The organism is Tuberibacillus calidus DSM 17572, assembly GCF_000430685.1.
Lineage (GTDB): Bacteria > Bacillota > Bacilli > Bacillales > Sporolactobacillaceae > Tuberibacillus > Tuberibacillus calidus.
On sequence record NZ_AUMM01000005.1, the window covers coordinates 105,997 to 118,329 of the forward strand.

Sequence of the window (12,333 nt, forward strand, 5' to 3'; positions counted from 1 at the left end):
GCCGTTTACTAGAGATAGGGCCAGGAGATACTAACCAATGGAAGCAAACATTCAGGGGGGTTAAAGGAATGAATTGGACATCGCTCGTGATTTTCGTGCAACTATTCTTCGGCGTCATCATTGGCTTGTACTTCTGGAATTTGCTTCGCAGCCAGCAATCGCAGAAGGCCTCTATTGACAAAGAATCGAAAAAGGAATTGGAAAACCTGCGGAAAATGCGTAGCATTTCTTTAACCGAACCGCTTGCGGAAAAAGTCCGTCCGACTTCGATGGATGACATCGTCGGTCAGAACGATGGGATTCAAACGTTAAGAGCGGCGCTGTGCGGACCGAACCCGCAACATGTCTTAATTTACGGCCCACCAGGTGTGGGGAAAACGGCCGCCGCACGCCTCGTCTTGGAAGAAGCTAAACGCAATCCGCTTTCTCCATTTAAAAAATCGTCGGTGTTTATCGAGCTCGATGCCACGACAGCTCGGTTCGATGAACGCGGCATTGCCGACCCATTAATCGGCAGTGTCCATGACCCGATTTATCAAGGAGCGGGAGCGATGGGACAAGCAGGCATCCCGCAGCCGAAACAAGGTGCCGTCACCCACGCACATGGTGGCATTCTTTTTATCGATGAAATCGGTGAACTCCATCCCATTCAAATGAACAAGCTGCTCAAAGTGTTGGAAGACCGCAAAGTTTTCTTGGAAAGCGCCTATTATAGCGAAGAAAATACGCAAATTCCCCCGCACATCCATGACATTTTTCAAAATGGTTTACCCGCTGATTTTCGACTCGTCGGGGCAACCACCCGGTCACCTGAGGAAATTCCACCAGCCATCCGTTCGCGCTGTCTGGAAGTGTATTTTAATGAATTGAAAGCCAAAGACATTGAAGTGATTGCCAAAAGGGCTGCCGACAAACTGCAGTTGACGATTGGGGATGAAGGCATACATAAAATTGCCGAATATGCCCGTAACGGCCGAGAAGCCGTGAATATGATGCAAATCGCCGCAGGCTTGGCTATATCGAAAAATCGTCAAGAAATTCGTTTGGAAGACATTGAATGGGTGATTTATGCCAGTCAGTTACAACCCCGTCAGGAAAAAAAGGTGCACCAAGAGCCGGTTGTCGGCCTAGTCAACGGTTTAGCCGTTTATGGACCGAATCGCGGTGCCTTGTTGGAAATAGAGGTCACCGCCGTTCGGGCAAAACGGGGCAGCTTGACGATTACGGGTATTGTTGAAGAAGAGACGTTAGGTAACTCCGGCAAATCGATCCGGCGGAAAAGCCTTGTCAAAAGTTCGGTGGAAAATGTTCTGACCGTTCTCAACCAAATGGGGACGCGTGCCCATCAGTATCACATTCATATTAATTTTCCGGGAGGCGCACCGGTTGACGGTCCGTCGGCTGGCATTGCCATCGCTACAGCCGTATATTCCGCCATTAAGAATATCCCGGTGGATCCCTACGTCGCAATGACCGGAGAATTATCGATCCACGGAGCTGTTAAGCCAATCGGCGGGGTGATCGCCAAAATTGAAGCAGCAAAAGAAGCAGGGGCGAAGCGGGTGATCATTCCTGAAGAAAATCGACAAGCCCTGTTGAATGAAATAAAGGATATCGAAATCATTCCGGTAAAAAAACTGAGCGAAGTTTTCAAAATCGCTTTGCAAGAACCGGACTGGCTGTCAGATGATCAATCGGTCCCAGCCATGACGCAAGCCCCGATACAACCCGTGTGACAGGTGTTACGCCTGTCACGGGTTAACTAACCATTTTTAATAGTCCAGGCTGGACGATTGTTTTCCTCCAATGGTATGATTTTGCGTGAGACCGAGCGCGAAGGTCATGTAAAATTATGAATGAATGACATACATAATCATCCGCTCATGGAGGTGGTTAAGTGAGTGAAAAGCGAAGAATCCCTGTGCTTCCTCTGCGCGGCTTAATCGTTTACCCAACGGTCGTCATGCACTTAGACGTTGGGCGCGAAAAGTCCGTTGAGGCGTTGGAGGCCGTCATGGTAGATGATCACAAAATCCTCCTTGTGGCGCAAAAAGAAGTTGCGGTGGAATCTCCAAAACCTGAAGATATTTTTGAAATGGGAACGATCTCTAGCGTCAAACAAATGCTAAAGCTACCGAACGGGACGATCCGCATTTTGGTCGAAGGTGAAAAGCGAGCGAAAATTGAGCGCTATACCAAGAAAGAACCATATTATGAAGCCGACGTCACGATCCTAGAAGAAGTGTCGGACTTCGATTTGGAAACCAAAGCATTGATGCGCGCTGCGGTCGATCAATTTGCTGAATATATTAAACTAAGCAAAAAAGTGACGCCCGAAACCTTGGCCTCTGTCCAAGACATTGACGAGCCCGGACGGCTTGCTGATGTCATTAGCTCCCATCTCCCTTTAATGATAAAGGAGAAGCAAGGGCTATTGGAATTGTTGGACATCAAAGAACGCCTGAATAAACTCATTCAAATTTTAAGTGATGAACAAGAAGTCCTTGGCCTTGAGAAAAAGATTGGGCAGCAAGTCAAAAAATCGATGGAGCGCTCGCAAAAAGAATATTATTTGCGGGAACAGATGAAAGCCATCCAGAAAGAACTCGGCGAAAAGGAAACGAAAGAGAGCGAAGTCGAAGCGCTTAGAGAAAAAATCGAAGCTTCTTCCATGCCGGATCATGTGAAGGAAACAGCGCGCAAAGAACTGAATCGCTATGATAAACTGCCGCCGAGCTCGGCTGAAAGCGGTGTGATTCGCAATTATATCGACTGGTTAATCCAATTGCCTTGGAAAGAGGAGACGACCGACAATCTTGATATTCGCCATGCCGAAAAGATTTTGAATGAAGAGCATTATGGACTGGATAAAGTGAAAGAACGCGTCCTAGAGTATTTATCTGTTCAGAAGCTAACGAAATCACTAAAAGGTCCGATCCTCTGCCTTGTCGGACCGCCTGGTGTGGGTAAAACATCATTAGCCCGGTCCGTCGCCAAGGCGCTTAACCGCCACTTTGTCCGCATTTCCCTTGGTGGTGTCCGTGATGAAGCAGAAATTCGCGGCCATCGCCGGACGTATGTCGGCGCCATGCCGGGGCGCATCATTCAAGGCATGAAAAAAGCGAAAACCATTAATCCCGTTTTTCTTTTGGATGAGATTGATAAAATGTCCAATGATTTTCGCGGGGACCCGGCCGCTGCTCTGTTAGAAGTGCTCGACCCGGAACAAAATGCTACCTTTAGTGACCATTATATTGAAGAGCCGTACGACTTAAGCAAAGTCATGTTTATAACAACCGCCAATAACGCCGCGACGATTCCCGGACCGCTTTTGGACCGAATGGAAATGATCACGATCGCTGGCTACACCGAGGAGGAAAAACTTCATATCGCCCTTGGCCATCTTATCCCGAGACAACTGAAAGAACACGGTTTGAAAAAAAGTCAACTCCGCTTCCAGAACGATGCCATCTTATTTTTAATTCGCCGTTATACAAGAGAAGCGGGCGTCCGCAACCTCGAAAGGCGGATTGCCTCCTTGTGCCGGAAAGCGGCGAAGCGCATTGTCACCGGCGAGCAAAAAACCGTCACGATCACGGCGGGGACGATCGAAAAATTTCTCGGAAAGCCGCTTTACCATTACGGACAAGCGGAAGCCGAAGATCAAGTCGGCGTGGCCACGGGTTTGGCTTATACCCCATTTGGCGGTGACACGCTGTCCATTGAAGTATCGGTCCTTCCTGGGAAAGGAAAATTGACGCTCACCGGAAAACTTGGCGATGTCATGAAAGAATCGGCTCAGGCCGGATTCAGCTATATCCGGGCGCACGCAAAAGAACTTGGTATACCGGAAGATTTCCATGAAAAACACGATTTTCATATCCATGTTCCTGAAGGAGCCGTTCCAAAAGATGGTCCGTCCGCCGGGATCACCATGGCCACAGCGCTTGTATCGGCATTAACGAATCGACCAGTGAAAAAAGAAGTCGGCATGACCGGAGAGATTACGCTTCGCGGGAGGGTGCTTGCGATTGGCGGATTAAAGGAAAAAACATTAAGCGCACATCGCGCCGGTTTGAAAACGATCATCATTCCTCAAGAAAACGCCCGCGATTTAGATGATATACCAGAGAGCGTCCGCAAGGATTTGACCTTTATCAAAGTCAAACATCTCGACGAGGTCCTCCGCCATGCTCTGCGAGGAGAAGCCCGGTGAAAATTTCGAGTGCAAAATATGTCCTGAGCGCCGTCAAACCCTCTCAATGGCCGGAAGGCGATTTGCCGGAAATCGCTTTGGCTGGCCGTTCTAATGTCGGCAAATCATCTCTGATCAATACGTTGTTGAACCGGAAAAATTTAGCTCGAACCTCCCAAAAACCGGGGAAAACACAAACGTTGAATTATTACTTGATTAACGACATTTTTTATTTTGTTGATGTCCCGGGTTACGGCTATGCCCAAGTGTCCAAATCGGAGAGGGCGGCTTGGGCGCGAATGCTCGAAACGTATTTTACGGAAAATCGCAATCTTCGCGGTGTCGTTCAGTTGGTTGATTTCCGCCATCCACCTTCAAAAGATGACATTCAAATGTACGAATATCTGAAATATTTTCAGATCCCGACAATAGTGGCAGCAACCAAAAGCGACAAAATTTCCAAAGGCCGACATCAGAAGCATAAAAAAATCATTCGTGAAGGATTACAGATGGTCGCCGATGACCCATTGGTTGTTTTCTCATCTTTTAACGGTACGGGGAAAGAGGAATTGTGGCAGGAGATTGAAAAATACCTAGATCACCAAATGACTTAAGCGTTTTTATGTAAATCATCCGTTCTAGGATGAGGATCATTGTGGCGCATGATATGGTATTTGCCTGTGTGTTGGTGTTCGGAGGCGTCGAGATGCATGAGGTATGATATGTTGGGGCCTATGGGCTTTTTGATTCCCTACAAGAAAAGCGATCTCCTTTGTTTTAACCATCCATTTATATGAAGGTTATCAAAAGGTAAAGCGTGATGGCTTTACCTTTTCTTTTTACCGCCTTTCTGACCGAAAATCAGATAAAGCCCGAAGGCAATCAAGAGTAGGGGCCAAAGATCGCCAATGAGGTGGAAAAGTCTAGCGGTAAAGGATTGGAAGCTTTGATAGAAAAAGTTTAAAAGCGATAGCGCAACAAGCGTCAGCCCGATAGCCAGACCGTCTTTGCGCTCTTTATAATAACGGGCAAGAAAAGCGAGGCCAAAAATAAAGGTATACACGGCCCAACCTTCCGGCCACCACGGCCATTCATCGCGAAAATGAAAATGAATGCCAAGCCCCAGGAGGATGACCGCCGGAAATAAATTCCCGTAATCTTTTGCTGCTAGTGCCTGAACAGCCAACGCCAGGCCGATGATGATGACCACGGTCGGCCAGCTGTGAAACGATTGCAAGAATGGAATGTGCCATTGATTAAGTAAAAAATAGATGCCGAATCCTAGCAGGGCTAAGCCGACAAACGCATTCTGGTTTTTCAACCGGTTTCCCTCCAAGCTCTATCTATGTCTTTTGTGTGAATTTCACACTTTTTGTCTAATATAATGACAGCATATGCATTGCGAAAACTCAAGTGTTTCTTTATGATTGAAGATGAAATCTTTGATAATAATTATTCTAAATAATCATCCTTAGGATGTTTCCCGGGACGAAACATGATATACTATCTATTGGAATGAACGGAAGGAACGGGGTAGACAGCGATGAATATGATAGTGGTCGGCGTGAATCACAAAACGGCCCCTGTTGAAATTCGGGAACAAATGACATTTCCGGAGTCGGAATGGGACGAGGCAGTAAAAGCACTACGCAACCAAAAGAGCATTTTTGAAGCTGTAATTGTCTCAACGTGCAACCGGACAGAATTGTATGTTGCCTCGGACCAAATTCACACAGGGCGTTATTACACAAAAGCTTTTTTGGCGAATTACTTTAACAAGAAGATGGAAGACATTCAGCCTTATATTTTTGTGAAAGAAAATGAGGAAGCCGTCCGCCATTTATTCCATGTCGCTTGCGGTTTGGATTCCCTTGTTTTGGGTGAAACCCAAATCCTCGGACAAGTGCGCGATGCTTTTCTTAAGGCGCAAGCCCTAGGCGTTACAGGGACCTTTTTTAATGAATTATTTAAGGAAGCGCTAAATGTAGCCAAACGCGCGCATTCGGAGACGATGATTAACGATAACGCGGTATCCGTGAGCTATGCCGCTGTTGAACTGGCTGAGAAAATCTTTGGCCGTCTGGATGATCAGCGCATTTTAGTTCTTGGTGCTGGGAAAATGGGCGAGTTAACGGCTACACATTTGAAAAGCCGCGGCATTGATCACATTACCGTGATGAACCGAACCTATGAAAAAGCCGTGGAACTGGCAGAGCGCTATAATGGTGTGGCGAAGGACATCCGCGCATTGGAAAACGCCTTGGCCGAGACCGACATTTTAATCAGTTCTACCGGTGCCAAAGATTTTGTCATTACCGCTTCCACGGTTCAGCGTGCCGTCAAGAAACGTAAAGGGAAACCGTTGTTTATCGTTGACATTGCCGTTCCACGAGATGTGGATCCAAGCATTCAAGAATTGGAAGGCGTCTTTCTCTATGATATTGATGATCTCGAAGGCATTGTTCAAACCAATTTAGAGGAACGTAAAGAAGCGGCCGCTCGTATTTCCGAAATGATAGAAGAGCAAGTGGGACGGTTTTTCGAATGGGTTGGAACGCTCGGTGTCGTTCCAATTATCGCCGGATTAAGGCAAAAAGCGTTGCAAATCCAAAGGGAAACGATGAAAAGTCTGGAACGCAAGCTGCCCGACTTAACGGAACGGGAACGCAAGATTATCAGTAAGCATACGAAGAGCATTGTGAATCAAATGCTGCGTGAGCCAATCCAAAAGGCGAAGGAATTTGCCGTTGACCCGGATGCCAAACAATTATTAAATACTTTTATTGATATTTTCGGTCTGGATTTAGAACTTTCAGAAGATATGCCCTATGACGAACAAAGGGGTTATGGCAAGCGTCCCGTTTTAAATGAAGCTCGGCCGCGTTCATAAGGGGATTCGACCATGCCAATCACTGCACTTTATGATGTGACGATCGTCATTTATGCTGCCTCTGTATGCTTTTATTTCATGGATTACTATCAAAATAACCGGAAAGCGAGACGCATCGCTTTCTGGTTACTTATTATTGTCTGGCTTTTACAAGATGTGATTTTTTACGAGAAGATGCATGTGACAGGCGAATTTCCTATCCTGACGCCTCTTGACGGCCTGTTCTTTTTATCTTGGTTGATGATTACCTTTTCTTTATTGTTAACAAGATCTGACCGCTTGCCATTTTTTTCGCTTTTCGCTAACGCCCTAGGCTTTTTTCTCATGGCCGTGACATTGTTTGGACCCGATGACCGGGTTTCGCAAGTCTTAAGTGAAAAGCTCATGTCGGACTTGTTAATCATTCATATCACCATGGCATTTATTGCCTATGCTGCTTTTTTCGCTTCGTTTATCTTGTCCGTCATGTATTGGCTGGAGTATTCGATGCTGAAAAAGAAAAAATGGGGGCGTCGTCTCATTCGTTTCAGCAGTCTTTCAAAATTGGAACAAGCATCCTTCGTTTGTAATTTAGCGGGCTTTCCACTGTTAACCATTTCGCTTTTTCTCGGCATCGACCGAGCCATTTTCACTTTATCCGCCTTTAGCTGGTTGGATATTAAAGTATTAACCTCTTTTTTCATTCTCTTTGTCTATGGCTTTTATATCTATCAAAAACTGGGAAGAAATGTGTCTGGGAAGCCTTTAGTCTATTGGAATGCTGTGGGGTTTCTGATCGTTTTAATCAATGTGTTTTTATCAGAATCCTTCACCGGCTTTCATTTATGGTAATAGATGTAGGATGAAAATTTAACAGAGAAAAGAGGAGCAACATGCCGAAATTCGTTGTCGGATCGCGGAAGAGTCAGCTCGCTTTGATGCAAACCGAATGGGTTATGAAGCAAATCCAGAAGCTCTGCCCGGATGTACACTTTGAGTTAAAACATATCGTCACAAAAGGAGATCGCATCCTTGATGTCACGCTTTCCAAAGTGGGCGGGAAAGGCCTTTTTGTAAAAGAAATTGAAAAAGCTTTGCTCGAACGAGACATCGACTTTGCCGTTCACAGCATGAAAGATGTTCCGTCAGAGATTCCGAGCGGGTTAACGATTGCCTGCGTGCCGCCCCGCGCCGATTATCGCGATGTTTTGCTTTCTAAAAACTATCGCTCTCTGAAAGATTTGCCCGAGGGAGCAGTTGTCGGAACGAGTAGCTTGAGACGGCAAGCCCAGCTTCTTCATGTGCGCCCGGATTTGCGCATCGAACCGCTCAGGGGAAATATTGATACGCGCATCCGTAAGTTGGAGGAAGGGCGATTCGATGCCATTGTCCTTGCGGCTGCCGGATTGGAAAGAATGGGTTGGAAAGAAGAAAAAGTGACGGAATATCTTCATGTGGATGATGTTTTGCCAGCGGTTGGCCAAGGCGCGCTCGCCATCGAATGCCGCAGTGATGATGAAGCGCTGTTGGAACTATTGGCGTTGATCCATGATGAAGCGACCGCCCGTGTCGTTTATGCGGAACGAGCGTTTCTTGGGGAACTAGAGGGAAGTTGCCAAGTGCCGATTGCGGCTCTGGGTGAAAGCGACGGCGACCGCTTGACATTAACCGGCCTTGTTGCAACACCCGACGGCAAAGTCATAATCAAAGACCGGCTTTCAGGCAACGACCCGGTTGAACTTGGCGTAAAACTTGGGCAAGCCCTGAAACAACAAGGGGCAGACGATATTCTGCAAGACGTAAAGGTACGGTTAACAAAATGACCTTGCCTTTGGAAGGGAAAACCGTTTTATTGACGCGGGAGAAAACATCGTCCGAAAAAATGGCCGAAACACTTCGTGCCTATGGGGCAGAGCCCATTATACGATCTGTGATGAAGATAATCCCCGCACCGCTTTCAGAAAAAGAATGGGCGATTTTAGAAAAGGCCGATGACTTTGATTGGCTCATCTTTACAAGTGCCAATGGCGTAAAGGCTTTTATGGACCTTATAAACGCACGGGGGATCCGGATTCGTTCACCAAAATTTGCCGCTGTCGGTCTTAAAACCGCAAAAATGATTGAATCATATGGGTTTAAGGTTGAACGATGGCCGAAAGAATTTACAGCGGAAAGCTTGGCCGAGGCGTTCCGGCAAGCGGCGCCAAAAGGTGCTACAGCGCTCCTTCTCCTCGGAAACCTCGCCAAAAGCGATTTGGAAACTGAACTGCATCAAGCCGGTATGTCAGTAACGCGGCTTGACGTCTATCAAACGGTGTTGAATGCGGCCATTCGCGAAGCGTTGACGGATGTACTGACAAATAGACGCATCGATGTCATCACTTTCGCCAGCCCATCGGCTATTGACTTTTTCCTTGCGTTAACGGATGGCTTGGATTTAAAGGATTTCTGGAATAACGCGCTCGTCGCATGCATCGGCAAAGTGAGTGCCGCCCACGCGCGCAAACGGGGCTTATGCCCCCGTGTGGTGCCTAAAACGTTTACGGCCGAATCCTTGATTGAAGCCATTGTGGATTTTTATAAAACTTCTACACTTTAGGAGGGACCGGTTATGTCCGAATTATTCTTTGACCGCCATCGGAGGCTTCGCCAAACACCGGCGATGCGCCGTCTGGTAAGGGAAACGAAACTTTCCATTGATGATTTCATCTATCCGATTTTTGCTGTAGAAGGCACGAACATCAAAAAGGAAGTGCCATCCATGCCGGGTGTATACCAATATTCAATAGACCGCCTAGACGAAGAGCTTGACGAGGTGCATGCACTTGGCATTCCGGCGCTAATGGTCTTTGGCATTCCCGATGAAAAGGATGCGGTTGGTTCTTCCGCTTATGATGAGGAAGGCATTGTTCAAAAAGCGATCCGCCATATTAAGAAACGCTATCCCGATTTTATCGTTTGTGCCGACACATGTGTATGCGAATATACTGACCACGGCCATTGCGGCATTATTGTTGATGGTGATGTCGATAACGACCAAAGCCTTGAACTGATGGTGAAAACGGCGGTTTCGCAAGCGAAAGCTGGGGCTGACATCATCGCTCCGTCCAATATGATGGATGGTTTTGTTGCCGCCATTCGCCAAGGCTTAGATGAAGCCGGTTTTCAACATGTGCCGATCATGTCTTATGCCGTAAAATATGCTTCAAGTTTTTACGGGCCATTCCGTGACGCAGCAGAAAGCGCACCGCAATTCGGCGACCGAAAAACGTATCAGATGGACCCTGCCAACCGTCTCGAAGCCCTGCGCGAAGCGGAATCGGATGTGGCGGAAGGCGCTGATTTTTTAATGGTGAAACCAGGCCTTTCGTTTTTGGATATTGTGCGTGACATTAGAAATCACTTCGATTTGCCGCTTGTCGTCTATAATGTAAGCGGCGAATATGCGATGGTGAAGGCGGCTGCGCAAAACGGTTGGATTGATGAAAAAGCCGTTGTCATGGAACTGCTCGTCAGCATGAAGCGCGCTGGTGCCGATATTATCATTACTTACCATGCCAAGGATGCGGCAAAATGGTTGCGGGAGGAATCATTCCGATGAGACCGATGGAGCGCTCCATCCAAGCTTTTGAAGAAGCGAAGCGGGTCATGCCCGGTGGGGTAAATAGCCCCGTTCGCGCCTTTCGTTCCGTTGATATGAATCCAGTGTATATGGTGGAAGGCAAAGGTTCGAAGGTTAAAGATTTAGACGGCAATATGTACATCGATTATGTGCTTTCGTGGGGGCCTCTCATTCTAGGCCATGCTGAAGACCATGTGGTAAAGGCGATTAAGGAGACGGCCGAGAAAGGGACGAGCTTTGGTGCCCCGCATGTTTTGGAAACGAAGTTGGCGCAATTGGTCATCGACCGCGTGCCATCCGTCGAAGTGGTGCGTATGGTGAACTCAGGAACAGAGGCGACGTTAAGCGCTTTGCGTCTTGCCCGCGGGTTCACAGGAAGAAATAAAATTATTAAATTTGAAGGTAGCTATCACGGGCATAGCGATTCGCTTTTAATCAAAGCGGGGTCCGGTGTGGCTACACTCGGTTTGCCGGATAGCCCCGGCGTTCCAGAAAGCGTCGCCCGCCATACGATTACATGCCCATATAATGATCTTGAGGCCGTTAAGTTGGCATTTGAACAATTCGGCGACGACATTGCCTGCGTGATTGTGGAACCGGTCGCCGGTAACATGGGCGTCGTGCCACCTCAACCAGGCTTCTTAGAGGGTTTGAGAGAAGTGACAACAGAATACGGAGCCTTGCTGATTTTTGATGAGGTCATGACCGGCTTTCGCGTCGATTATCATTGTGCCCAAGGTTTTTACAACGTCACCCCTGATTTGACCTGTCTTGGTAAAGTCATCGGCGGAGGCCTTCCCGTCGGCGCTTTTGGTGGCCGCCGGGAGATCATGGAGCAAATCGCCCCGAGCGGACCGATTTACCAAGCCGGTACGCTTTCCGGGAATCCACTAGCCATGGCGGCGGGCTACACGACGTTGTCATTACTAAAACCGGAAGATTATCAGGAATTCCAGAAAAAAGCCGATCGTCTCGAACAAGGGTATCGGGAAGCGGCGGCAAAAAACGATATCCCGCTGACCGTGAACCGGGCGGGTTCCATGATCGGGATTTTCTTCACGGATAAAGACGTTGTTGATTATGAAACAGCTAAAAGCGCAAACCTTGATCACTTTAAGCGCTATTTCCGGTACATGCTTGAAAAAGGCATTTCCCTTCCGCCGTCGCAATTTGAAGGGCTCTTTCTCTCAACTGCCCACACCATGGAAGATATCGAAGCGACCATCGAAGCGGCGGAATACGCTTTTTCGCAAATACATGCCGAAAGTTAAATACCTCACGACATGGGTTCTTAATCACCTTCCGTATCATTTGATGCGGAAGGTTTTTTATGGTGCGCCAGGCATGCGCACGTTCTATAGGGTTCAAGTCCCGAACGACGAAGGCAGTAGTAGTCGTTAGCTTAAGACAAGGGTGTCCAGGGTGACCTGGAATCTGAAGGAAGTCGGCGGCAAATCTCCGCCCCAAGGAACACGAACTCCATATAAGGCTAGGTGTGCTTGGGTGAGGCTGCCATACAAGTCAAAGCCCGTACTGCCGAAGGGCATACAGAGTAAATGGAGTGGGGACATGGAGAGGAAGAATGTGCGCTTACCCTGGGAGATCTGATAGACACGCGCAACACATTGCGTAACCGGGCATGCGAAT

The 12,333-nt window shown here is 47.6% G+C and carries 10 protein-coding genes; 9 read left to right on the plus strand and 1 reads right to left on the minus strand.

Features of this window, described 5'->3' with window-relative positions; all coding sequences use genetic code 11:
- The first annotated feature begins 68 nt into the window (after positions 1 to 68).
- The 3 genes from lonB to yihA all read left to right on the plus strand — a co-directional run bounded on the left by lonB (position 69) and on the right by yihA (position 4,809).
- Positions 69 to 1,736 (plus strand): ATP-dependent protease LonB, encoded by a 1,668-nt coding sequence (gene lonB, locus H532_RS0102425; protein WP_027724150.1) that lies wholly within the window; start codon positions 69 to 71, stop codon positions 1,734 to 1,736.
- 161 nt (positions 1,737 to 1,897) lie between these two features.
- Complete coding sequence (lon, locus tag H532_RS0102430) at positions 1,898 to 4,216, plus strand: endopeptidase La (RefSeq protein ID WP_027724151.1); 2,319 nt, start codon at positions 1,898 to 1,900, stop codon at positions 4,214 to 4,216.
- The gene (gene yihA / locus H532_RS0102435) at positions 4,213 to 4,809 is read left to right on the plus strand and encodes a ribosome biogenesis GTP-binding protein YihA/YsxC (protein WP_027724152.1); all 597 of its coding nucleotides are present in this window, start codon (positions 4,213 to 4,215) and stop codon (positions 4,807 to 4,809) included. Before lon ends, yihA begins: the two co-directional genes overlap by 4 nt.
- A 212-nt stretch (positions 4,810 to 5,021) precedes the next feature.
- On the opposite strand, the gene H532_RS0102440 is transcribed toward yihA, so the two are convergent.
- Positions 5,022 to 5,516 (minus strand): LiaI-LiaF-like domain-containing protein, encoded by a 495-nt coding sequence (locus tag H532_RS0102440; RefSeq protein WP_027724153.1) that lies wholly within the window; start codon positions 5,514 to 5,516, stop codon positions 5,022 to 5,024.
- A 222-nt stretch (positions 5,517 to 5,738) separates the two neighbouring features.
- On the opposite strand from H532_RS0102440, the gene hemA reads away from it, so the two are divergent.
- The 6 genes from hemA to hemL are packed head-to-tail and all read left to right on the plus strand — an operon-like array spanning position 5,739 to position 11,957.
- Complete coding sequence (hemA, locus tag H532_RS0102445; RefSeq protein WP_027724154.1) at positions 5,739 to 7,085, plus strand: glutamyl-tRNA reductase; 1,347 nt, start codon at positions 5,739 to 5,741, stop codon at positions 7,083 to 7,085.
- Positions 7,086 to 7,097: 12 nt separating this feature from the next.
- Positions 7,098 to 7,916 carry a cytochrome c biogenesis protein CcsA gene (gene ccsA, locus H532_RS0102450; RefSeq protein WP_038111333.1) on the plus strand — a complete coding sequence of 273 codons (819 nt, stop codon included), beginning with the start codon at positions 7,098 to 7,100 and terminating at the stop codon, positions 7,914 to 7,916.
- A 41-nt stretch (positions 7,917 to 7,957) separates the two neighbouring features.
- Positions 7,958 to 8,887, plus strand: coding sequence for a hydroxymethylbilane synthase (hemC, locus tag H532_RS0102455; RefSeq protein ID WP_027724156.1), 930 nt, complete (start codon positions 7,958 to 7,960; stop codon positions 8,885 to 8,887).
- Complete coding sequence (locus H532_RS0102460; RefSeq protein WP_027724157.1) at positions 8,884 to 9,663, plus strand: uroporphyrinogen-III synthase; 780 nt, start codon at positions 8,884 to 8,886, stop codon at positions 9,661 to 9,663. Before hemC ends, H532_RS0102460 begins: the two co-directional genes overlap by 4 nt.
- Positions 9,664 to 9,675: 12 nt before the next feature.
- Complete coding sequence (gene hemB / locus H532_RS0102465; RefSeq protein ID WP_027724158.1) at positions 9,676 to 10,665, plus strand: porphobilinogen synthase; 990 nt, start codon at positions 9,676 to 9,678, stop codon at positions 10,663 to 10,665.
- Positions 10,662 to 11,957: a glutamate-1-semialdehyde 2,1-aminomutase gene (gene hemL / locus H532_RS0102470; RefSeq protein WP_027724159.1), complete on the plus strand. Its 1,296-nt coding sequence runs from the start codon at positions 10,662 to 10,664 to the stop codon at positions 11,955 to 11,957. The genes hemB and hemL overlap by 4 nt, the downstream gene beginning before the upstream one ends.
- The last annotated feature ends 376 nt before the right edge of the window (positions 11,958 to 12,333 follow it).

Bases quoted from the DNA above. Each gene is read 5' to 3' on its own strand.
- hemB (WP_027724158.1), top strand. From the start codon at position 9,676: ATGTCCGAATTATTCTTTGACCGCCATCGGAGGCTTCGCCAAACACCG.
- ccsA (WP_038111333.1), top strand. From the start codon at position 7,098: ATGCCAATCACTGCACTTTATGATGTGACGATCGTCATTTATGCTGCC.
- hemA (WP_027724154.1), top strand. From the start codon at position 5,739: ATGAATATGATAGTGGTCGGCGTGAATCACAAAACGGCCCCTGTTGAA.
- hemC (WP_027724156.1), top strand. From the start codon at position 7,958: ATGCCGAAATTCGTTGTCGGATCGCGGAAGAGTCAGCTCGCTTTGATG.
- lonB (WP_027724150.1), top strand. From the start codon at position 69: ATGAATTGGACATCGCTCGTGATTTTCGTGCAACTATTCTTCGGCGTC.
- hemL (WP_027724159.1), top strand. From the start codon at position 10,662: ATGAGACCGATGGAGCGCTCCATCCAAGCTTTTGAAGAAGCGAAGCGG.
- H532_RS0102460 (WP_027724157.1), top strand. From the start codon at position 8,884: ATGACCTTGCCTTTGGAAGGGAAAACCGTTTTATTGACGCGGGAGAAA.